This is a genomic window from Janthinobacterium sp. GW822-FHT07H10 (assembly GCF_058798675.1).
Window position 1 is genome coordinate 172,654 of record NZ_JBXAKS010000011.1, and the last position, 21,833, is coordinate 194,486.

At 65.0% G+C, this 21,833-nt stretch carries 15 protein-coding genes; 8 read left to right on the forward strand and 7 right to left on the reverse strand.

Annotated elements, in window-relative coordinates:
• Positions 1-3: 3 nt before the first annotated feature.
• The 3 genes from AC1RDJ_RS22630 to AC1RDJ_RS22640 form a co-directional block, all read right to left on the reverse strand.
• Positions 4-5,442, reverse strand: coding sequence for a DUF7379 domain-containing protein (locus tag AC1RDJ_RS22630; RefSeq protein WP_493028774.1), 5,439 nt, complete (start codon positions 5,440-5,442; stop codon positions 4-6).
• Between the two features lie 288 nt (positions 5,443-5,730).
• Positions 5,731-6,018, reverse strand: coding sequence for a hypothetical protein (locus AC1RDJ_RS22635; RefSeq protein ID WP_034786045.1), 288 nt, complete (start codon positions 6,016-6,018; stop codon positions 5,731-5,733).
• Positions 6,019-6,199: 181 nt separating this feature from the next.
• On the reverse strand, positions 6,200-6,892 hold the full coding sequence (locus AC1RDJ_RS22640) for an ABC transporter ATP-binding protein (RefSeq protein ID WP_071324224.1): 693 nt from the start codon (positions 6,890-6,892) through the stop codon (positions 6,200-6,202).
• A 333-nt stretch (positions 6,893-7,225) separates the two neighbouring features.
• On the opposite strand from AC1RDJ_RS22640, the gene egtD reads away from it, so the two are divergent.
• The gene (egtD, locus tag AC1RDJ_RS22645; RefSeq protein ID WP_493028775.1) at positions 7,226-8,215 is read left to right on the forward strand and encodes an L-histidine N(alpha)-methyltransferase; all 990 of its coding nucleotides are present in this window, start codon (positions 7,226-7,228) and stop codon (positions 8,213-8,215) included.
• A 7-nt stretch (positions 8,216-8,222) separates the two neighbouring features.
• Positions 8,223-9,458, forward strand: coding sequence for an ergothioneine biosynthesis protein EgtB (gene egtB / locus AC1RDJ_RS22650; protein WP_493028776.1), 1,236 nt, complete (start codon positions 8,223-8,225; stop codon positions 9,456-9,458).
• A gap of 5 nt (positions 9,459-9,463) precedes the next feature.
• Here egtB and AC1RDJ_RS22655 read toward each other — a convergent pair whose 3' ends face one another.
• The 4 genes from AC1RDJ_RS22655 to AC1RDJ_RS22670 form a co-directional block, all read right to left on the reverse strand.
• Complete coding sequence (locus AC1RDJ_RS22655) at positions 9,464-11,065, reverse strand: methyl-accepting chemotaxis protein (protein ID WP_493028777.1); 1,602 nt, start codon at positions 11,063-11,065, stop codon at positions 9,464-9,466.
• A 169-nt stretch (positions 11,066-11,234) separates the two neighbouring features.
• Positions 11,235-12,941: a 2-isopropylmalate synthase gene (leuA, locus tag AC1RDJ_RS22660; protein ID WP_071324221.1), complete on the reverse strand. Its 1,707-nt coding sequence runs from the start codon at positions 12,939-12,941 to the stop codon at positions 11,235-11,237.
• Between the two features lie 367 nt (positions 12,942-13,308).
• A complete protein-coding gene (locus AC1RDJ_RS22665) occupies positions 13,309-13,596 on the reverse strand; it encodes a barstar family protein (protein WP_071324220.1) in 288 nt (95 codons plus the stop codon).
• Entirely contained in the window at positions 13,593-14,252 is a 660-nt protein-coding gene (locus tag AC1RDJ_RS22670; RefSeq protein WP_493028778.1) for a hypothetical protein, read from the reverse strand. Before AC1RDJ_RS22670 ends, AC1RDJ_RS22665 begins: the two co-directional genes overlap by 4 nt.
• Before the next feature lie 178 nt (positions 14,253-14,430).
• On the opposite strand from AC1RDJ_RS22670, the gene AC1RDJ_RS22675 reads away from it, so the two are divergent.
• The 6 genes from AC1RDJ_RS22675 (at position 14,431) to AC1RDJ_RS22700 (ending at position 21,766) form a co-directional block, all read left to right on the forward strand.
• Positions 14,431-15,342 carry a patatin-like phospholipase family protein gene (locus AC1RDJ_RS22675; RefSeq protein WP_493028779.1) on the forward strand — a complete coding sequence of 304 codons (912 nt, stop codon included), beginning with the start codon at positions 14,431-14,433 and terminating at the stop codon, positions 15,340-15,342.
• 58 nt (positions 15,343-15,400) lie between these two features.
• Positions 15,401-15,805, forward strand: a complete 405-nt coding sequence (locus tag AC1RDJ_RS22680) for a GlcG/HbpS family heme-binding protein (protein WP_071324218.1) — start codon at positions 15,401-15,403, stop codon at positions 15,803-15,805.
• A gap of 461 nt (positions 15,806-16,266) precedes the next feature.
• Positions 16,267-17,445: a glutamine-hydrolyzing carbamoyl-phosphate synthase small subunit gene (carA, locus tag AC1RDJ_RS22685; RefSeq protein WP_071324217.1), complete on the forward strand. Its 1,179-nt coding sequence runs from the start codon at positions 16,267-16,269 to the stop codon at positions 17,443-17,445.
• Entirely contained in the window at positions 17,438-20,674 is a 3,237-nt protein-coding gene (carB, locus tag AC1RDJ_RS22690) for a carbamoyl-phosphate synthase large subunit (protein WP_071324216.1), read from the forward strand. Before carA ends, carB begins: the two co-directional genes overlap by 8 nt.
• 172 nt (positions 20,675-20,846) lie before the next feature.
• Positions 20,847-21,323 carry a transcription elongation factor GreA gene (gene greA / locus AC1RDJ_RS22695; RefSeq protein WP_034757428.1) on the forward strand — a complete coding sequence of 159 codons (477 nt, stop codon included), beginning with the start codon at positions 20,847-20,849 and terminating at the stop codon, positions 21,321-21,323.
• Positions 21,323-21,766 carry a DUF4149 domain-containing protein gene (locus tag AC1RDJ_RS22700; protein WP_198043715.1) on the forward strand — a complete coding sequence of 148 codons (444 nt, stop codon included), beginning with the start codon at positions 21,323-21,325 and terminating at the stop codon, positions 21,764-21,766. Before greA ends, AC1RDJ_RS22700 begins: the two co-directional genes overlap by 1 nt.
• Positions 21,767-21,833 lie beyond the last annotated feature (67 nt).

The following is a 21,833-nucleotide window of genomic DNA, read 5'->3' on the forward strand; positions in this document are numbered from 1 at the left end:
ATCTCACGGCCGTAGCTGGTCGGCCAGCGCCTGCAGCGCGGCGCGCAGGCCGGCGTCCGCGCCGTCGGGCGGCAGCAGTTCGAGCAGGAAGCGTACGGGCAGCGTGAGCGCTTCCGGTTCGCCGATGCTGCCGTGGCGCCGCACGGCGTCGTGGTACAGCGTCAGGAAGGCGGCGCGCGCCGGCGCATCGAAGGGCTGGCCGTCCGGCACCTGCCACAGGGCCGCCAGCAGGGCGGCGCGCACGGGGGCGCCGGCGTCGATGGCGCGGTGTTCGTCCGCATGGCGCTGGCGCGCATAGGCGATGGCATCGTGCAGCAGCTCGCCCAGCTGCGGGTGCAGCGCGCGCCAGGCGCTGTCGTCGCCATGGACCTTCAGCAGCAGGGCGCCCGCCAGCACCTGGAAAATCAGGTCGCAGTCGGCCACGCCGCTGCGCAGCCGCGCCTCGTCCAGCGCGGCCAGGCAGGCATCCGTCATGGCGCGCAGGGCCGGCGCGCCCGAGCTCCCCCCGCCGCAGGCCAGGCGCGCGACGTAGGCCCAGTAACGGCCCAGCAGGGCCAGGCGCTGCGCCGTGGGCGCCAGTGCCACCAGCAGGTCGATATGCTGCTTGCCGTCCTGCATCAGCTGCCGGCCCTGCTCGGGGTCGGGCGTGGCCGGCACGTCGATGCCGGCGCCCGCATCGAGTCCGCACAGGGCCGCGCCCTGGCGTATTTCCAGTTCGGCCCAGTGCGCCATGGCGCGCAAGGCCACCTTGCCGTCGGCCGCGCTGTGCGCCGCGCGGTAATGTTCGATGGCGCGCAGGGTGTTGTCCAGGCCTCCGAGGCCGGCCCGCGTGGCGGCCATGTTTTCGCGGATGTCGGCGCAGCCGAAGAAGCGCGCGCGCACGGCTTCCTCGATGCTCGACAGTTTTTTCTCGATGGCGGCGCGCCGCGCCGCATCGGCGCCGGCCAGGCGCGCGTGCAGGGTTTCCAGGTCGGCCAGCAAGTGGCCGTGGTAGCGGTAGTCGGGCGCCTGCCAGGGCCGGCTTTGCGTGTTCGGAAAACGGTAGCGGTCATCGCCATAGGCCTGGTAGGCACCCCAGGTGTTCGAGGCGGGAAACTGCAGGTAGGTCGCCTCGCGCGCCAGGCGCACGGCGTCGCCGAAATATTCGCCGCTCAGCATGGCGTGATAAAAACTGTGCGCGAAGATGCTGGCCGCCTGGTCGTCGATGCGCCAGCCGGCCGCGATCACCGCCTGCGCGCCCATTTCGATGAAGGCCGTGGCCAGGCTGGCGGCCAGCTTCGACCACGGCGCGATGGCGTCCGGGCGCATGTCGCCCAGGTGGCAGCAATTGACGAAGACGAATTGCGGCACGCGTTTCAGCTTGCTCACCTGCGCCGCCGTCAGGCGCGTCTTCGGCCCCAGCACCAGTCCCGTATGGGCGATGCCGGGACCGGCCACTTCGCCATGGCCGGCCAGGTGGATGGCGAAATAACGCTCGTCGAACAGGTGCACCAGCACGCGCTGCGCCTGCGGTCGCAGCAGCTCGCGCACCTGGTAGCCATACGCGCCGAACATGCGCGCCACGTCCTGCGCCTCGGCTTGCGCGGCGGGCAGCTCGGGCAGGCCGGAATCCGTGTCGCCGATCACCAGCACGCTGTTGCTGGGCGGGCTGATGGCGGGCGGCTGTTCGCGCAGGCTGGCCAGCTGGCGCACCATGCCGATGCGCGTCGACAGCGGGCTTTCCTCGCTGCCCGCCTCGTCGCGCATCAGCTCCCACGGGTAGATGGCGGCGCTCTGATCGACGGCCAGGATCAGGCCGCGCATCTCGGGAATGGCCGCCTTCAGGCCGTTGGGCAGCATCAGTTCGTACAGGGCGCGCGACAGGCCCGGCTGGTCGGTGGTGTTGTCGGTGGCGTCCATGATCAGGCCATCGACGGCTTGCCGCTGGTTCGGTTCCTCGTCGACGCTGTTGTGGGCGCGGTCCGTCAGCAGGGTGAAGCGCAGCGCGCCGGAGAGATCGGCGGCGATGATCTGCACGCGGCGCCAGCCGTTGTCGCCGCTCAGGCTGGGCAGGATGCGCCGGTAGCCGCCGGGGCTGTGGCGGATGCGCCGCTCGAACGCGAAGCTGTCCTGGTAGCGCGCTTCGGCCATGATCTGCTCGATGGCCACGGCGGCGGCGATGGCGCGCGCCTCGGATTGCTCGTAGATGCCGATATGGCCGATGCGGCACGCCATGCCCGCGTCTTCCAGGCGCCGGTTGGCGCTGCGCGCGCCGTCGATCAGGGCGCGCGCGCACAGGGCGATGCTCAAGCCGCCATAGCCCGAGCCGGACAGCAGACTGGCCACGCGCAAGCCGTGTTCGGCCATGGGCGGCGCGGCCAGCTGGCCGGCGGCGCGCACCTGCAGGCAGACGCACGCGTATTCGAGCAGGCCGCCGGCAAAGGCGCGCGCCAGTTCGCCCGGCGTCAGTTCGCCCAGCGCGCCCAGGCCGATGACGATGGCGCCGCCGGGCCGGCGCGCCGCGTCGTGCTGCAGCACCACCAGCGCGGCGTCGGGGCGCTGCGGGAAGCGGCCCAGCGCATGGATTTCCTGCAGCTTGCCGCCCAGCAGGCGGTCGAGAAAGCTCATGCTGCCGCGCAGCGATTCATACGCATAGCAGCCGCTCATGACGGGCGCGTCGGCCGAGGCCATGCTGCCGTGGATGACGGAAATGCTCAGGCGCGGCGGCTGGTTCTCCGGCGCGGCGGCGGGGCGTGCGGCGCCGATGGCCGCGTCGAGCAATTCCTGCGGCAGCGGATACAGCGGCGCCGCGTCCGGCGCGTGCGGACGGAAGCGGGGCGGCATGCTGCCCGGCTGGTGCGGCGGGTGCCCGGCCAGCTGCGGCGCATGGCCGCTGTCGAGCAGCTGCGCGATGGCCGGGTACAGCTCCTTCTGCAGCAGCAGGTCGCCATGTGCGGCCGGCACATAGCAGGCGCGCACGCCGGCCGGGATGGCGCCTTCCCACGCCGTGCGCCCGTCGCCGTCCGGCGACCAGGCCACTTCGATGCCGCCATCGCGCAGGCGCAGCGCCACCGGCGTGTCGGCGCAGCCGGCCAGGTAGCTGCAGTGGCGCGCCTCGAGCGGGGCCGCTTCCAGCAGGGCCACGGTGGCGCGCGCCGCCGCCAGCGCCTGTGCCTCGGGCGCCTGCCAGCCGCCGGGCAGGTCTGCTGCGTGGTCGCCCTGCGCCAGCTGGCGCCAGGCGGCCGCGTCGAAATAATCGATGGCATCGCGGCCTGCCTGTGCGCGCGGCCACGGCAGCATTTCCAGCACGCCGGGAAAGGCCCGCACGAAGCCGAGGAACTGGCGCCGCGTGTGCTTCCAGCCTATCCAGCTGGCCAGCATCTGCACCAGCGGATCGCGTCCCAGCAGCACTTGCACCATGGCCTGCGTGCCGCCGTTGGGCGTGCCCACCTGCAGCAGGCGGCTGCCGGGCAGCTCGCCCAGGCGCTGCCAGCGTTCCTTCAGCGCCAGGCGCGCCACGAGGCCGCCCATGCCGTGGGCGACGATGCGCAGCGGCTGGCCGCGTTCCCCGGCATCGCGCAGGGCGGCGTCGAGCACGGGCAGGAAGGCGGCGGCGCCATCGCGCAGCGACAGGCGCCAGTCATAGGTAAATGGCCGCACTTCCTGGCTTTGCGCGAGAAAGCGGGCAAACGGTTCGTAGCACGGCTCGAGCCAGCCGGCGCTGACGATGTGCGGCTGGCCCACGGCCAGGCGTTCGATGCGGCCTTCGACCAGGTTGACGGGGTCGAACCAGATGCGGTTGCTGCCCACCTGCAGATGGCTGCCCATGATGTCGGGCAGCAGCAGCACGATGGGCGCCTGCGCGCGCCGCTTCGGCACTTCGCCGCCGCGCGCCAGCATGCCGTGCTCGGTGCCGGGCAGGGACTGGTAGGCGGCGTCGTCGCCGGCCAGCGCCTGCAGGGTGGCCATGCTCGATGGCGCGCGTTCGAAGTAGTTCAGGTGGTGCACCTGCGGGCCGCACAGCAGCAGTTGCCGCACGGGCGTGCTGCGCGTGGCGCCGCCGGCCATCGAGGCGCAATTGACCACGAGGTCGCTCTGGCCGCCATAGAAAATGCTGCCGAGGCAGTCGCCCAGCCAGCCCAGCAGGCTGTCGCCGCTGCACGCGCCGGCCAGCACATGCAGGGGGCTGGCCACGCGCACGTCTGGCGCGTTGAGCAGGGCCACCAGCGGCGAGTCGGGCATCATCGCCGCCAGCCCCGGCAGGATGCGCGCGTCGCAGCGCTGCTGCACCACGGCCAGCAGGAAGGCGGCGCAGCCATCGGCCGCCTCGGCCAGCGCCGCGCCGCCGCCGTCCACGCGCGCCGCCGGCCTGGCCAGGTTGAACATCACGCTGGCCCAGCGGTCGAGGCGGCCCGACAGCAAGGTGGTGCCGCGCGCGGGGCAGGCCACGCGCACGAAGCGGGCGACGCGGATGGCGCGCGTCTTGAGTTCCATGCTCAGTTCGCGCAGGCAGGCCGCATCGCCGGCATGGCCGCCGCGTCCGCACAGCTGCGACTGTGCCGTGAAATGCTCGATATCGTGGCTGTTGAACGCTTCGCCGCCCACCGTGTTTTCACCGAGGCGCCCCAGGCCGTCGTCGGCCAGGTCGACGGCGCCGCGGCTGTCGATCCGTTGCGCGCGCGCCAGCAATTCGCCCACCAGCCCGCCGCGTGAATGGGCCAGCAGGTGCAGCACGGCGCCGTGCGGCAGCTGGCGCACCAGCATCAGCGCATTGTGGATGGGACTTTCGCTGAGGCTGCGGTGTTCATAGCCATAGATGCGGTTGCCATACAGGGCCATCAGCTGCGGCGCCAGGCCGGCGCGCCACAGGCCGCCAAAGCTGCGCGGCGTCGACGAGGCCGTGCCGTGCAGCAGCAACAGCACAGGTTCGGGCCCGGCCGGCACGCTGGCGACCTGTATCAGGCTGCCCGGCTCCATGCCGCAGCGGTACAGCCCCAGGCGCTGCTCGAGCTGGCGGTCCTGGAAGGCCCCGGCCGCCGCCAGCGCTGTCATGGCGCCGGCGCCGCTGCGGTACACGCGCAGCGCGCGCAGCATCCAGGCGCCCAGGCCATCGCGGCTGGCGCCCGGCGGCTGGCGCGGCGCCTGCGGCCGCAGGGCCAGGCCCACCTCGATGCTGGCCGGGACGCCGTCGCGCGCGGCGCCGGGCGGGCCCAGGTAACGGGGCAGGTCGAGGCTGCTCGCCAGCAAGGAGTTGCCGTCGCACAGCAGCAGCTCCACCACGTCGCCCGGGCCGATATCGAGCGCCACGCGGCAGCTGCCGATGCCGCGCGCGCCCGACAGCACATGCGTTTCGCTATGCCAGCCGGGCGCGACGGGACCGTCGCCGGCACTGGCGAGGGCATCGCGCGTGAGCGTCAGGCGCAGCACGGGCGGCGCGCCCGGCGCGGTGTGGTCGCTGGACATGCTATCGAAGGAATGGGCTAAAAGCTGACCTTGATACGGGAGGCGGCAATGCGTGTTGCGTCAGATCAAGTCGAAGCGGGAATGTGGCGGGCGGACGGTATTGCGGGAGGGAGTGGCAGGGCAGATGTTGCGCTGGAGCGCATGGTCGGAGAAACAGGCAGCATGGTTTGGGCTGGGTTTCTTCGGTAAAGGGTGCTCTGCTGTGAGCGAACTACGCGAATTTCATGGCAAAAGTTCATGGCGCCGGGGACCTGGGTGCCTGGCATGGCAAGACAACAGCGTGGTGTTTCAGTGTACCGGGGTAGCCGATAGTTCCTTCAGTTCGCGGATGGTGATGTCCGATTTTTCATGCATGCGCAATAAAATCGTTGCACCGACCGACAATTTGCCGTGCCGAATCTTGCTGATGATGGGAGGCTGAACTTCCAGTACTCTGCACAGTTCCGCATCATTTTTCAGATTCATCTTCTCGATCAGGGTATCGAGCAGCTTGTTGGGCACAAAACTCGATGGTTCGAGCGCACGCGCCCGGTTCATCGCTTCAATCATTTCCAGCTTCTTTTGCCGAACGTTCATTTACTCCTCCTTCAGGTTATGCAAGGGACGGAGCCCGGAAAACGGGCCCCGGCTATAGTTCGTCATCGCAGTACGGCTCTCTGGCTGACGTAGTACAACATTCGCGTTAAAACATTGATAACCAGGCAAGTGTTTTCAATAATACTACGATAACAAAACTTGTGACACATGGTCAGTTAAATTAACTGATTGTTTGATCAATTCGGTTGACGATTGTTGTATTTTGTAATCCGCTTTTGGTCAATATCATGGTCCTGTCCGCCATTTCGGCGGCGGCCAGCGAATGCGTGACCATGATGGCGCAACTGCCGTTGGCCTTGATCTCGGCGCGCAGCAATTGCAGGATGCCGTGCGCCGTGTCCGGGTCGAGGTTGCCGGTCGGCTCATCGGCCAGCACCAGCGCGGGCTTGTGCACGAGCGCGCGGGCGATCGCCACGCGCTGCATTTCGCCGCCCGACAATTGCTGCGGAAAATCGCCGCCGCGTCCGCCCAGTCCGACCGCCTCGAGCATGCTGGCGGCACGCTCCTGGGGCAGGCCGTTGAGCAGCAGCGGCAGGGCCACGTTTTGCAGCAGGGTCAGGTGCGGCAAGACGTGGAAAGCCTGGAAGATAAAGCCCATGCGGGCGCGACGCAGCCGGGTCGCGGCGGCGTCATCGAGGCTGGACATGGCGATGCCGTCCACCAGGATAGGGTGCGCTTCGGCACCCGCGTCGGGCGTATCGAGGCCGGCGATCAGGTTCAGCAGGGTCGACTTGCCGACGCCCGAGTCGCCCATGATGGCGATGAATTCCCCCGCCTTGAAGCGGCAGGAAATATTCGCCAGGACGGGCCGGGCATTGGCATAGGACTTCGACAGATGGCGCAATTCGAGCATGGTGTTAACGACTATCGTAAAGGGAGGCACGCGGGGGAGAGGGGGGCCTGGGGACTACAATGGCGCGCGGATTGTTTGGCCGGCAATGTGTAGTATACGACAGGCTTGCCCTTTTTGCTTGGCAATACCACTTTTGCGTGCGCGCCGCCTCGCGCGGCCCCGTGTTGACCTTAAGTTACCTGCCGCACGGCTGGCTTTGGAGGATTCCGCTATGATGGGAAAAAGGCATCGGCAAAGGCGCCCGCCAGGGCTTGCAGCGCAGGCTGCGGCAGGGGTGTTGCCAGGTGCAAGTCAAGCAAGCCCATCGAGAACCTTGAGAGACGACGCCAGCCCATGACCATGCCATTCGCGCAGCAGCAGTCCGATTTTCCATCCGCCAGCCGGGCAACGGCCAGCGCCACGCCCGCCACCGTCGCCGAGATCGCCAGCGGCTTGCTGGCGCAGGCCGCCTGGACTTCGCCCAAGTACCTGTACGACGCGCTGGGCTCGAAACTGTTCGAGGCCATCTGCGCCTTGCCCGAGTATTACCCGACGCGCACGGAGGCGGCCATCTTTGCGCAGCACGGCGCCGAGATCGCGCATGCGGTGGGGCCGGGCAGCACCCTGATCGACCTGGGCGCGGGCAATTGCGCCAAGGCGGCCAGCCTGTTCCCGCTGCTGCACCCGGCCCAGTACGTGGCCGTGGACATCTCGTATGATTTCCTCAGTGAATCATTGAGCCGCTTGCAGCAGCGCTTCCCGCATATCGAGATGAGCGGCCTGGGCCTCGATTTTTCCAGCCGCCTCGATTTGCCGGCCAGCGTGCGCGACGCGCGGCGCCTGTTCTTTTATCCCGGCTCGTCGATCGGCAATTTTGCTCCTGAGCAAGCGATCGCCTTTTTGCGCCGGCTGCGCGCGAATGCCGACGGCGATGGCGGCTTGCTGATCGGCGTCGACCTGATCAAGGACGACGCCATCCTCGACGCGGCCTACGACGATGCGCTCGGCGTCACGGCCGCTTTCAACCTGAACATGCTGCGCCACGTGAACGGCTTGATCGGCGCCGATTTCGACGTGCGCGCGTGGCGCCACCACGGCTTTTTCAATGCCGACGAAAGCCGCGTCGAGATGCACCTGGAAGCGCGCAGCGAGCAGCTGGTGCGCTGGCAGGGCGGCCAGCGCCGCTTCGCGAAAGGCGAGCGCATCCATACAGAAGACAGCTATAAATACACGCGGGCCGGTTTCGTCGGCTTGCTGGAGCAGGCGGGGTTTTCCACGGCGCAAGTCTGGATGGACGCGCAGCAGTGGTTTGCCGTGATTTACGCACGCGTCATCAGGAACTAAGAAAAAGATGCTGATCGATCATTACAACAAGGTGCGCCGGCACTCGCTGCTGCTGGCCGAACCGCTGTCGGACGAGGATTGCGGCGCGCAATCGATGCCGGATGCCAGTCCCGTGAAATGGCACCTCGCGCATACCACCTGGTTTTTCGAAACGTTTATCCTGGAAAGCATGGAAGCGGCGTTCGCGCCATTCCATCCGGCCTTTCGCGTGCTGTTCAATTCCTATTACAACGGCGTCGGCGACAAGCATCCGCGCGCGCAGCGGGGCTTGCTGACGCGGCCCGGCATGGAGGTCGTGCGCGCCTACCGGATGGACGTCGATGCGCGCATCGCCCGCCTGCTGGCCGGCGAACTGGCGCGCCCCGAGCGCGAACGGCTGACCATGCTGCTGGCGCTGGGCCTCGAACACGAGCAGCAGCATCAGGAATTGCTGTTGACGGACGTCAAGCACCTGCTGGCGCACAGCCCCCTGTTTCCCGCCTACCTGGACAGCGCCATTGCCGCGTCCGGTCAGCAGGCCGCCGTTGCCGTCGACTGGGTCGCCTTCGACGGCGGCCTGGCGCAGATCGGCCACGCGGGCGACGGCTTTTGCTTCGACAATGAATTGCCACGCCATCCGCAATACGTGGCGCCGTTCCAGCTGGCCTGCGCGCTGGTGACGAATGGCGAGTACCTGGCCTTCATCGAGGCGGGCGGCTACCGCGCGGCGCACCTGTGGCTGGCCGAAGGCTGGGACTGGGTGCGCAGCCAGGGACTGCAGTGTCCGCTGTACTGGCAGCGTGATGAGGCGGGCCGCTGGCAGGAATTCACCTTGTTCGGCTTGCGCCCGCTCGATCCGCTGGCGCCGGCCACGCACCTGTCGCTGTTCGAGGCGGACGCCTATGCGCACTGGGCGGGCGCGCGCCTGCCGACGGAAGCTGAGTGGGAAGTGGCCGCGCAAGGCATGGCCGTCGAGGTCGGCCAGCTGCATCCGGCCGCCGCCACGCCCGGCACGGGGCTGCGGCAACTGTTCGGCCATTGCTGGCAATGGACGAGCAGCAGCTACGCGCCATATCCGGGCTACCGCACGGCGCCGGGCGCGCTCGGCGAATACAACGGCAAGTTCATGCTGAACCAGTATGTGCTGCGCGGCTCGTCCTGCGCCACGCCGGCCGGCCATGCGCGCGCCAGCTACCGCAATTTCTTCCCGGCCGGCGCGCGCTGGCAATTTTCCGGCATCCGCCTGGCGCGCCAGGTGGAATAACTCGCTTACTGCAAGCGCGGCACGGCCGGTGCAGGGCGGGGCGGCGCCAGGTCCTTGCCGCCTTGTTCCAGCTTGAACTGGCTGACGAGGGTTTCCAGGTCGCCCGCCTGTTCATGCATGGCTGCCGCCGCCGCGGCCGCCTGTTCGACCAGGGCCGCGTTCTGCTGCGTCGTCTGGTCCATCTGCATGATGGCGGCATTGATCTGTTCGATGCCTTCGCTCTGCTCGTGGTTGGCGACGCTGATGTCGCCGACGATGGCGCTCACTCTGCCCACGCTGGCCACCACTTCATCCATCGTGGCGCCGGCCTGGCTGACCAGCTGCGCGCCCTGGCCGACACGGTTGACGGAGTCGGCAATGAGTTCCTTGATTTCCCTGGCCGCCTGGCCAGACCTCTGCGCCAGGTTGCGCACTTCGGACGCCACGACGGCGAAGCCGCGCCCCTGCTCGCCGGCGCGCGCCGCTTCCACGGCCGCGTTCAGGGCCAGGATGTTGGTCTGGAAGGCAATACCGTCGATGACGGCGATGATGTCGACGATCTTGCGCGAAGACGCATTGATGGCGTCCATGGTGTCGACCACCTGGGCCATGGCCGTGCCGCCGCGCTGGGCGATGGCGGAGGCGGAACGGGCCAGGCTGTCCGCCTGGCGCGCATTGTCGCTGTTGCTGCGCACGGTGCCGGTCAGTTCGATCATCGACGACGCCGTCTCTTCCAGCGCGCTGGCCTGCGCCTCGGTGCGGGCCGACAGGTCGGCATTGCCGCTGGCAATCTGGCTCGACGCCACGGCAATCGTGCCCGTGCCGCCGCGCACCTGCCCCACCAGGGTGGCCAGGTTGTCGTTCATTTCGCGCAGCGCATGCAGCAGCTGGGCCGTTTCATCCTTGCCCTCGGCCACGATCTTGCTGCTCAAGTCGCCCGCGGCCACGGCTTGCGCCACGCGCAAGGCGTAGGCGACGGGCGTCGTGATCGAGCGCGTGACCCGCCAGGCAAAGAGGATTCCCAGCAACAGGGCGGTGGCGCCGAAGCTGGCCATCAGCACATTCGCCGCTGAAATATTCTGGTGTATCAAGTCGCCGCCATGCACGACCACGCCGCGCTGCACGTCGTTCAGGGTATTGACGGTTTGTTGCAGGCGGCTCAGCGCCGGCAGGGTATCGTCGCGCACATGCGTGGCCGCCTGTGCGCGCTCTCCCGCCACCAGCAGCTTGTCGGCCTGGCTGAACGAAACGACATAGGCCTTGCGCTGCTGTTTCAGGGTGGCCAGCAGTTGCTTGGCTTCTGGCAAGACGATCAGGCGGTCGAGAATGTCCAGCGCCTGCGTGATGGTGACTTTGTTGGCGTCGATTTCCGTGTGGATGGCCGCCGCCCTGGCCGGATCTTCATGGATGAACAGTTCCAGCACGAGCGCCGCGTTCGAGCGCGTGGTGCTGCGGATGGTGGCGATGGCGTCCGCCTTGGCCCAGTCGCGTTCGATGATGGAGTCGCTGAGCGCGCCGATCTTGTCCAGGCGCAACAAGCCCGTCAATACCAGTGCCGCCATCAGCAGCAGTACCACGCCAAACGCGGCGCCCAGGCGCGCGCCTATCTTCATATCCGTCAATTTCATTGTGATTCCCTCGGTAGCTAATGATCTGTCTCCGGTGGTCTTGTTATGAATTGATTATACGGCGGGCAATACCTGATTGGCACTACTAATTGCCCCATAGAAATGAAAAAGCGGCACGGCGATCAAGCCGTACCGCTTTTTCTCCCTATGAAGGGCGCGTGACGAGGACTCAGGCGGCGTTCGCCGCCACCTCGGCTGCCGTTGTTTTTTCCGCGTCCGTCTGCTTGATGCGGCGGTTCACGGCCGACAGCACGGCCTTGAACGAGGCGGTGACGATATTGCTGTCGATGGCGGCGCCGAACAGGGTCGGGCCGTTATCGAGACGCAATTCCACATAGCAGGCGGCCTGCGCATTGGCGCCCGAGCCGATCGAATGCTCATGGTAATCCATCAGCTTGATGTCGAGGCCGAGCGCATTGACGAAGGCGTCGATGGGGCCGTTGCCGCCGCCCTGCAGGGCCAGTGGCGTCTGGCGGTGCGACAGGCTGATGTCGATCTGCACGGATTCATCGCTGCTCGTGTCTTCCACCATGCGGTGCGAAGCGTAGGCGTACGGCGCCGTCTGCTCCAGGTATTCCTTCTGGAAGATGTCGTGGATATCGTGCGCGGCGATTTCGCGGCCCGTGGCGTCGGCCACGGCTTGCACGGCGCGCGAGAATTCGATCTGCAGGCGGCGCGGCAAGACCAGGCCGTATTCCTGTTCCAGCAAGTACGCCATGCCGCCCTTGCCGGACTGGCTGTTGACGCGGATCACGGCGTCATAGCTGCGGCCCAGGTCGGCCGGGTCGATCGGCAGGTAAGGCACTTCCCAGATGGCGCCAGCTTCCTGCTTGGCGAAACCTTTCTTGATCGCATCCTGGTGCGAACCGGAGAACGCGGTAAACACGAGGTCGCCCGCATACGGGTGGCGCGGGTGGACGGGCAGCTGGTTGCATTCCTCGACGCACTTGCGCACGCTGTCGATGTCGGAGAAATCGAGGCCCGGATGCACGCCTTGCGTGTACAGATTCATGGCCAGGGTCACCAGGTCCACATTGCCGGTGCGTTCGCCATTGCCGAACAAACAGCCTTCCACGCGGTCGGCGCCCGCCATCACGGCCAGCTCGGCCGACGCGACGGCCGTGCCGCGGTCGTTATGCGGGTGCACGCTGATGATGATGGAATCGCGGCGCGCGAGTTTGCGCGACATCCATTCGATCTGGTCCGCATACACGTTGGGCGTGCTGCATTCCACGGTTGACGGCAGGTTGATGATCATCTTGTTGGCCGGTGTCGGCTTCCAGATGGCGCTGACGGCGTCGCAGATATGCTTGGAGAAATCGAGTTCCGTGGTGGAGAACGATTCCGGCGTGTATTCGAAACCCCATTCCGTTTCCGGATGCTGCGCCACCAGTTGTTTCACCAGCGTGGTGCCGGTGGTGGCGATATTCGTGATTTCCTCGCGCGACATGCCGAACACGACCTTGCGGAACACGGGCGCCACGGAGTTGTACAGGTGGACGATGGCGCGCTTGGCGCCGGCCACGGATTCCACCGTGCGGCGGATCAGCTCTTCGCGCGACTGGGTCAGCACGATGATGGTGACGTCGTCCGGGATGCGGTTTTCATCGACGAGCTTGCGCACGAAGTCGAAATCCGTCTGCGAGGCGGAAGGGAAGCCCACTTCGATTTCCTTCAGGCCGATGGCGATCAGCATGTCGAAGAACCGCAGCTTCTTTTCCGCGCTCATCGGCTCGATCAGCGATTGGTTGCCATCGCGCAAGTCGGTGCTCATCCAGATAGGCGGCTTGCTGATGATCTGGTTCGGCCATTGACGGTCGGTCAATTTGACGGGAGGGAAGGCGCGGTACTTGGAAGCTGGGTTCTGCAACATCATGATCGGGTACTCCTGAAGATAGGGGGAAATCAATGGTTGTGGCGCAAGCTTGCCGGGCGGCCACGAGACACTAGGCCAGGCAAGCGATCGGTAGTTTTAGCAGGCAAAGCACGGCAACGGCGCCAGCGGCGGTCGCGTCAGAAGTTACGGGTGTAGCGGGGGATGGTGCAAACATCATCAAACCTTCCAGGGTTTTTGAAACACGCCGGCGTGTGACCAGGCGAAGCAATGCGGCAAACTTATGCGCGTGCTAGTAGTAGTCGCGATAGCGACAGCAGGGAAGGGGAATGAAGTTTGAGGGAGGACATGCACTTAATGTAAGGGAGGTTGGGGCGGCCTGTCAAGCGTTTACTGGTGACACCTTGCTTCAGGCGTAACGCACGTGGGCGGCCAGCGCGGGGAACTCGGCGGCCAGGCGTGCCAGGCTGCGCCGCAGCACGGCGGCCTCGCGCGGCAGGCGCGCTTCCAGTGCCTGCCAGCCGGCGAAGTCCAGCTGTTGCGGCATATCCACCAGGCCCGTGACGGCATCCCAGAAGGCGTCCCAGTTCATGCCGTAGATGGCGGGAAATCCCAGCGCGGCGGCCAGGGCCGCATGCAACTGGCGCGGCGAGTGGATCTCGCTCAAGTCGATGCGGACATGGGCCGGCCTGCTCATAATATCCCCTTGAGCAAGTTCTGCAGGTTTTGCCGCATGCCGCCCACCACCGTCTCGTGGCGTTCCAGGATGGCAGGCGCATCCTGGAACGCTGCCGGGTCGAGGTACAGGCGCGGCAAGTCCGCCACCGCCACGCCGCGTGGGCCGCCGCGCAGGATCTCGCCGGCATGCTTGCTGATGGAGTTCACCGCCGCCTGCATGCGCGGCGTGGCGGACGCGGCCAGGCAGGCGGCCAGTGCCGCGTCGAGTTCCGCGCGCGCGGGCGCCTGCGCCAGCACGGGAGCGGCGATCTGTTCCAGCGGCGACATGTTGACGGCCGGCTTGCGATACGCGAGCAGGGCGTCGAGCGCCATCAGCCGGTGCGCGCCGCCTTGTCCGAGCCAGCCGGCGATGCGGGGCCAGGGCGTGTCCAGCAGGGCCGCCGCCACGCCCCATTGCCCTGCCACCGGCGAGCCGACATTGGCGTCGATCCAGTCGATGGCGGCATGGTTGCCCGTGTAGGCCAGCAAGATGGCGTTCGCGGAGCGCAGTGCGGGCGCCTGCGTGGCGAGGATGGCGGTCAGCCAGGCGAGGGCGCCGTCGGCCGGACAGGCCGATAACTGTTGCGCAAACGGTGCGTGCAGGGCGCGGCTGTCGGCAAATTGATGTTCTGTCATATCGGGAGCAGGTAAAAAAATCAGGCGCCAGTCTAGCAGCAGTTTGGTGGCAACCGCGGTGCGCACAAACATTGTCATTTATAAACATTTAAGACAGGCTTCAGTGCCGGCGGCCCCGCTTGCGCTACAATCGGCTCTCCTTTATTGCCACTGCCGCGTGCGGTTCCCCCTCGCCACCATGTTTCCTAAACGCCTGACCCTGCTTGCCCTGGCCGCCTTTGCGCTGGCCGGCTGCGATACCACCACCCCGAAACCCGTACAAGTCTTAACGCCGCCCGAGCCCATCGTCGTGCCGCCGCGCAAGATCAAGATTGGCCTGGCGCTGGGCGGCGGCGCGGCGCGCGGTTTCGCGCATATCGGCGTGATCAAGGCGCTCGAATCGCAGGGCATCGTCGCCGACCTCGTCACGGGCACCAGCGCCGGCAGTGTGGTGGGCGCCTTGTATGCGGCGGGCAACTCCGGCTTTGCCTTGCAAAAGATGGCGTTCGACATGGACGAGGCCGCCATTTCCGACTGGGCCTTGCCCCTGTTCGGCAAGTCGTCCGGCGTACTCAAGGGTGAAGCGCTGCAAAGCTATGTCAACAAGGCAGTCAACAACGTGCCGCTGGAAAAGCTGAAGATACCGTTTGGCGTGGTGGCCACGGACTTGAAGAATGGCCAGCCGATCCTGTTCCAGCGCGGCAATACCGGCATGGCCGTGCGCGCCTCGTCGGCCGTGCCGGGCGTATTCCAGCCCGTGACGATTTCCGGCCATACCTATGTCGACGGCGGCCTGGTGGCGCCCGTGCCCGTGCGCTTCGCGCGCGACATGGGCGCCGATTTCATCATCGCCGTGAATATTTCGTCGCAAACGGATACGCAAAAGGCCATCAGCTCGATGGAAGTGCTGATGCAAACCTTCGCCATCATGGGCCAGCGCATCAACCAGTTCGAGCTGAAGGATGCGGACGTGGTGATCCAGCCCAGCCTGGGCACCATGAAGGGCAACGATTTCAACAGCCGCAACCAGGCCATCCTGGCCGGCGAGCAGGCGACCTTTGCCGTCATGGCGCAGCTCAAGCAAAAACTGAAAGCCAAGCGCGAGCAGTAAGGGTGGTGACGCCGTGCATTTCGTATACAATTTTGATTCAACATAACAAGGAAGCATCATGCAATCGAAACCGATTTTGACCCTGGATGACGTGAAGAAAATCGCCGCCGCCGCCGAAGCGGAAGCGGTCAAGAATAACTGGGCGGTCGTGATCGCCATCGTCGACGACGGCGGTCATCTGCTGTGGCTGCAGCGCATGGACGGCGTGGCGCCGATCTCGTCGCACATCGCCCCGTCGAAAGCCAAGACGGCCGCCCTGGGCCGCCGCGAATCGCGCATCTATGAAGAGATGATCAATGGCGGCCGCGTCTCGTTCCTGAGCGCGCCGGAAATCGACGGCTTGCTCGAAGGCGGCGTGCCCATCGTGTTCGACGGTCACTATGTGGGCGCCGTCGGCGTCTCGGGCGTCAAGTCGGCGGAAGACGCGCAAATCGCCAAGGCAGGTATCGCCGCACTGGTGTGATGGGCACGTGGCCAAACCTGCTGCGCGGCGCGCTGTGCGGCCGGCGATGCTCACCGTACTTTAGTACGCTTGCGCTTCTCGGCCACAAATCATCTCCGCTCGCTACGGTTTTGCCAGGTGCCGTGAAGCTGGCAACAGGCTAAGCGGAAGATAAGTAGTAGCCGCTATGGCGGATTGGGAAGAATGAACGAGCCGCTCCGCACACGCCGGGCGGCTTTTTTCATGGGGCGGGGGTTTTTGTTGCTGCGCAAAAAAATGCCGTGCTTTCTGAATTTTCTTCCTTGTGGAAAAGCTTCCTTTTGGTTATAATTCAAAGGTTTAGCCAATCACACATATACCGTAGCGACTACCCATCCCCTCATTCAAAATGACCGTTGAAACGCCCTGAGTGCATGCAGCTCGGGTATCTAGGCGGTCGGTCTGACGTGGCGCAGCTACGGTAACTTTATCAGGAGTTGCCCTTGCCGCCATTTTTTTCTGGCCCTGCCGTTCCAGCCATATTAGCGCTTGCTGATGGAACGATTTTCAAAGGTTTTTCGATCGGTGCCGCCGGTCATACCACGGGCGAGGTTGTTTTCAATACCTCGATGACCGGGTATCAGGAAATCCTTACCGACCCAAGCTATTGCCGCCAGATGGTCACCCTGACCTATCCCCATATCGGCAATACGGGCGTCAATCCGGAAGATGTCGAATCTTCCAAGGTTCACGCCGCTGGCCTCATCATCCGCGATCTGCCTTTGCTGGCATCCAATTTCCGTTCCACCCTTTCCCTGTCCGACTACCTGAAAGCTGAAAATATCGTCGCCATCGCCGGCATCGATACACGCAAGCTCACGCGCATCCTGCGTGAAAAAGGTGCGCAGGGCGGCGCCATCCTCGTCGGCACGCAAGGCAATGAGCCATCGGCCGCGCAAGCGCTGGAACTGGCCCGTTCCTTCCCCGGCCTGGCCGGCATGGACCTGGCCAAGGTCGTATCGAGCAAGGCGGCCTACGAATACCGCGAAACGGAATGGACCCTGGGCGAAGGCTATGGCCAGCTGGCCGACGCCGACGCGAAGTATCACGTCGTCGCCTTCGACTACGGCGTCAAGCGCAACATCCTGCGCATGCTGACGGCGCGCGGCTGCAAGGTCACCGTGCTGCCGGCGCAAGCCTCCGCCGCCGACGCCCTGGCGCTGAACCCGGACGGCATCTTCCTGTCGAACGGTCCCGGCGATCCGGAACCATGCGACTACGCCATCGCGGCGACGAAAGAGCTGATCGAGAAGGGCATCCCGACCTTCGGCATCTGCCTCGGCCACCAGATCATGGCCCTGGCCTCCGGCGCGAAAACGCTGAAGATGAAGTTCGGCCACCACGGCGCCAACCACCCGGTGCAGGACCTGGAAACGAAACAGGTCTTGATTACCTCGCAAAACCACGGTTTCGCCGTCGACGCGGCAACCTTGCCCGCGAACTGCCGCGTGACCCATGAATCGCTGTTCGACGGCTCCCTGCAGGGCTTTGCCCGCACGGACAAGCCGGCCTTCTGCTTCCAGGGCCACCCTGAAGCGTCGCCGGGCCCGATGGATGTTGCTTACCTGTTTGACCGCTTCATCAACCTGATGGCTGCGGAGGAGAAAAAGAAAAATGCCTAAACGTTTAGATATTAAAAGTATTCTGATTATTGGCGCTGGCCCGATCGTGATCGGCCAGGCCTGCGAATTCGACTATTCCGGCGCGCAAGCGTGCAAGGCCCTGCGCGAAGAGGGCTATAAGGTCATCCTGGTCAACAGCAATCCTGCGACCATCATGACGGATCCGGAAATGGCCGATGTGACGTACATCGAACCGATCACCTGGTCGGTCGTCGAACGCATCATCGCCAAGGAGCGTCCTGACGCCATCCTGCCGACGATGGGCGGCCAGACGGCGCTGAACTGCGCGCTGGACCTGTTCAACAATGGCGTGCTGGCAAAATACAACGTTGAGCTGATCGGCGCGTCGCCGGAAGCCATCGACAAGGCCGAAGACCGTTCCAAGTTCAAGGACGCGATGACCAAGATCGGCCTCGGTTCGGCCCGTTCCGGCGTGGCGCACTCGATGGAAGAATCGTGGGCCGTGCAGCGCACGCTGGGCTTCCCGACCATCATCCGTCCATCGTTCACCATGGGCGGCTCCGGCGGCGGCATCGCCTACAACGAAGAAGAATTCGAAACCATCTGCAAGCGCGGCCTGGAAGCATCGCCGACGAAAGAGCTGCTGATCGAAGAGTCGTTGCTGGGCTGGAAAGAGTACGAGATGGAAGTGGTGCGCGACAAGGCGGACAACTGCATCATCATCTGCTCGATCGAAAACCTCGACCCGATGGGCGTGCACACGGGCGACTCCATCACGGTTGCGCCAGCGCAAACCCTGACGGACAAGGAATACCAGATCATGCGCAATGCCAGCCTGGCAGTGCTGCGCGAGATCGGCGTCGACACCGGTGGCTCGAACGTGCAATTCTCGATCAACCCTGTCGATGGCCGCATGATCGTCATCGAGATGAACCCGCGCGTGTCGCGTTCGTCGGCCCTGGCATCGAAAGCGACGGGTTTCCCGATCGCCAAGATCGCCGCCAAGCTGGCCGTCGGTTTCACCCTGGACGAGCTGCGCAATGAAATCACGGGCGGCGCCACGCCGGCATCGTTCGAACCGTCGATCGATTACGTCGTCACGAAGATCCCCCGTTTCACGTTCGAGAAATTCCCGACCGCCGACCACCACCTGACGACGCAGATGAAATCCGTCGGCGAAGTGATGGCGATCGGCCGCACCTTCCAGGAATCGTTCCAGAAAGCCTTGCGCGGCCTGGAAGTGGGCGTGGACGGCATGAACGAAAAGACCAAGGACCGCGAAAAGATCGAAGAGGAACTGGGCGAGCCTGGTCCCGAGCGCATCTGGTACGTGGGCGACGCATTTGCCCAGGGCTTCACCCTGGAAGAAGTGCACCAGCTGACCAAGATCGACCCATGGTTCCTGATCCAGATCAAGGAAATCGTCGACCTGGAACTGTGGCTCGACACGCAGAAGCTGGAAAACCTCGACAAGAACACCCTGTACAAGCTGAAGCAAAAGGGTTTCTCGGACCGTCGCCTGGGCTTTTTGCTGCAGACGACGGACACGGCCGTGCGCCAGCAGCGCCATGCGCTGAACATCCGTCCCGTCTACAAGCGCGTCGATACCTGCGCGGCCGAATTCTCGACCGACACGGCGTACATGTATTCCACCTACGACGAAGAGTGCGAATCGAATCCGACCGACAAGAAAAAGATCATGGTGCTGGGCGGTGGCCCGAACCGTATCGGCCAGGGTATCGAGTTTGACTATTGCTGCGTCCACGCGGCCCTCGCCATGCGCGAAGACGGCTACGAAACCATCATGGTCAATTGCAACCCAGAAACGGTTTCGACCGACTACGACACCTCGGACCGCCTGTATTTCGAGTCGCTGACGCTGGAAGACGTGCTGGAAATCGTCGCCATCGAAAAACCGGTGGGCGTGATCGTGCAGTACGGCGGCCAGACGCCATTGAAACTGGCGCTGGACCTGGAAGCCAATGGCGTGCCGATCATCGGCACCTCGCCCGACATGATCGACGCGGCCGAAGACCGCGAGCGCTTCCAGCAAATGCTGCACACCCTGGAACTGCGCCAGCCGCCTAACCGCACGGCGCGCACGGAAGCCGACGCCCTGGCGCTGGCACAGGAAATCGGCTACCCGCTGGTCGTGCGTCCTTCGTACGTGCTCGGTGGCCGCGCCATGGAAATCGTCCACGAGCAACGCGACCTCGAGCGCTACATGCGCGAAGCCGTCAAGGTCTCGCACGATTCGCCCGTGTTGCTGGACCGCTTCCTGAACGACGCCATCGAGTGCGACGTCGATTGCATCTCCGACGGCGAAACCACCTTCATCGGCGGCGTGATGGAACACATCGAACAGGCTGGCGTCCACTCGGGCGACTCGGCTTGCTCGCTGCCGCCGTATTCGCTGGCACCGGAAACCATTGAAGAACTGAAACGCCAGACGGCGCTGATGGCCAAGGGCCTGAACGTGGTCGGCCTGATGAACGTGCAGTTCGCGATCCAGAAGCAAGAGATCGACGGCCAGATGAAAGACGTCGTCTTCGTGCTGGAAGTCAATCCGCGCGCTTCGCGCACCGTGCCTTTCGTCTCGAAAGCCACGGGCCTGCAACTGGCGAAGATCGCCGCGCGCTGCATGGTCGGCCAGTCGCTGGCCTCGCAGGGCATCACGCAGGAAGTCGTGCCGCCATACTTCAGCGTCAAGGAAGCCGTGTTCCCGTTCGTCAAGTTCCCTGGCGTGGACACCATCCTGGGCCCTGAAATGAAATCGACGGGCGAAGTCATGGGTGTGGGCCTGACGTTCGGCGAAGCGTTTGTGAAATCGCAACTGGGCGCCGGCGTGAACCTGCCAAAATCGGGCAAGGTCTTCATCAGCGTGAAAGCGTCGGACAAGCCGCGCGCCGTGCAAGTGGCGCGCGACCTGGTCGACTCCGGTTTCACCGTCGTCGCCACCAAGGGCACGGCCGCCGTGATCGCTGCTGCCGGCATCGCCGTCACGCCAGTGAACAAGGTGATCGAAGGCCGTCCGCACGTGGTCGACATGATCAAGAACCATGAAATCGTGCTGGTGATCAACACCGTGGAAGAAAAACGCAGCGCCATCGTCGATTCGCGGGCCATCCGCACGTCGGCCCTGGCCTCGCGCGTGACGACCTACACGACCATCGCCGGCGCGGAAGCGGCCGTCGAAGGCATCCGTCACCTCGATGAGTTGCGCGTGTACGATCTGCAAGGTCTGCACAAGACCCTGCAACAAGCTTAGTAGTCCGCGTGTTATTTGCAGTGGCCGCCGTTAGGCGGTACACTGCATGCTTATCAACCACAGAGTTCCGTGCAGAGCAGCGCGCGGCCTCTGTGGTTTTCACTTGGTAAGTCCGTTAACCTTGATAAAACACTGGCAACGGCGCCGATAACTAGCAGATAGTAGAGATAACATGACCTCAGTCCCATTGACCAAATACGGCGCAGAACTCTTGAAAGAAGAGCTGCATCATTTGAAGACCAAGGAACGCCGCATCGTCATCGATGCGATCGCCGAAGCGCGTTCGCACGGCGACCTGTCGGAAAACGCCGAGTACGACGCCGCCAAGGAGCGCCAGGCGTTCGTGGAAGGCCGCATCGCCGAACTCGAAGGCAAGCTGGGCGCTGCGCAAATCATCGACCCGACCGCGCTCGACGCGGAAGGCCGCGTGGTGTTTGCCTCGACCGTGAACCTGGAAGACCTGGAATCGGGCCAGAAAGTCACGTACCAGATCGTCGGCCTCGATGAAGCCGACCTGAAAATGAACAAGGTTTCCGTCACGTCGCCGATCGCCCGCGCGCTGATCGGCAAGTATGCCGGCGACGTGGTGGAAGTGCAGGCACCGTCCGGCCCGCGCGAATACGAAATCCTGGAAGTACTGTACATCTGATGCTGAGCCGCCTGCGCTTCCTCGTCGCCACCCTGTGGGCCGGCAGCCTGTGGACCATCGGCTTCATCGTGGCGCCGACCTTGTTCGCGACCTTGAGCGACCGCGTGCTGGCAGGTAATATCGCCGGCAGCATGTTCCGCGCCGAGGCGTGGCTGTCCATCGCCTGTGCCCTGGTGCTGCTGGCCTTGCTGCAATGGGGTGCTGGCGCCGTGGCGCTGAAACGCCGGCGCCTCCTGGGCGCGCTGGTGCTGTCCATGCTCGTGTGCGCGCTGGTCAGCCATTTCGGCATTTCGCCCCTGATGGCCGAGCTGAAGGCGCAAGCGCCGGCCGGCGTGATGGACGAGGCCATGCGCAGCCGTTTCGGCATGCTGCATGGCGTGTCGACCGTGATCTTTGCCGTGCAGAGCTTGCTGGCGGGCGTCTTGATCTGGAAACAGCAGTAAGCGTGGGCCGTGTTGTCGGATTACGCGTGGCCTGCGGCCCCGCCCATCCGACCTGCGGTGCTGCTGG

What these genes read in the sequence shown, in the direction of transcription:
- egtD (WP_493028775.1), top strand. Translation starts at nt 7,226, where the DNA reads ATGACCATGCCATTCGCGCAGCAGCAGTCCGATTTTCCATCCGCCAGC.
- AC1RDJ_RS22635 (WP_034786045.1), bottom strand. Translation starts at nt 6,018, where the DNA reads ATGAACGTTCGGCAAAAGAAGCTGGAAATGATTGAAGCGATGAACCGG.
- AC1RDJ_RS22670 (WP_493028778.1), bottom strand. Translation starts at nt 14,252, where the DNA reads ATGACAGAACATCAATTTGCCGACAGCCGCGCCCTGCACGCACCGTTT.
- AC1RDJ_RS22630 (WP_493028774.1), bottom strand. Translation starts at nt 5,442, where the DNA reads ATGTCCAGCGACCACACCGCGCCGGGCGCGCCGCCCGTGCTGCGCCTG.
- AC1RDJ_RS22640 (WP_071324224.1), bottom strand. Translation starts at nt 6,892, where the DNA reads ATGCTCGAATTGCGCCATCTGTCGAAGTCCTATGCCAATGCCCGGCCC.
- greA (WP_034757428.1), top strand. Translation starts at nt 20,847, where the DNA reads ATGACCTCAGTCCCATTGACCAAATACGGCGCAGAACTCTTGAAAGAA.
- egtB (WP_493028776.1), top strand. Translation starts at nt 8,223, where the DNA reads ATGCTGATCGATCATTACAACAAGGTGCGCCGGCACTCGCTGCTGCTG.
- carB (WP_071324216.1), top strand. Translation starts at nt 17,438, where the DNA reads ATGCCTAAACGTTTAGATATTAAAAGTATTCTGATTATTGGCGCTGGC.
- leuA (WP_071324221.1), bottom strand. Translation starts at nt 12,941, where the DNA reads ATGATGTTGCAGAACCCAGCTTCCAAGTACCGCGCCTTCCCTCCCGTC.
- AC1RDJ_RS22655 (WP_493028777.1), bottom strand. Translation starts at nt 11,065, where the DNA reads ATGAAATTGACGGATATGAAGATAGGCGCGCGCCTGGGCGCCGCGTTT.
- AC1RDJ_RS22680 (WP_071324218.1), top strand. Translation starts at nt 15,401, where the DNA reads ATGCAATCGAAACCGATTTTGACCCTGGATGACGTGAAGAAAATCGCC.
- AC1RDJ_RS22665 (WP_071324220.1), bottom strand. Translation starts at nt 13,596, where the DNA reads ATGAGCAGGCCGGCCCATGTCCGCATCGACTTGAGCGAGATCCACTCG.
- AC1RDJ_RS22700 (WP_198043715.1), top strand. Translation starts at nt 21,323, where the DNA reads ATGCTGAGCCGCCTGCGCTTCCTCGTCGCCACCCTGTGGGCCGGCAGC.
- AC1RDJ_RS22675 (WP_493028779.1), top strand. Translation starts at nt 14,431, where the DNA reads ATGTTTCCTAAACGCCTGACCCTGCTTGCCCTGGCCGCCTTTGCGCTG.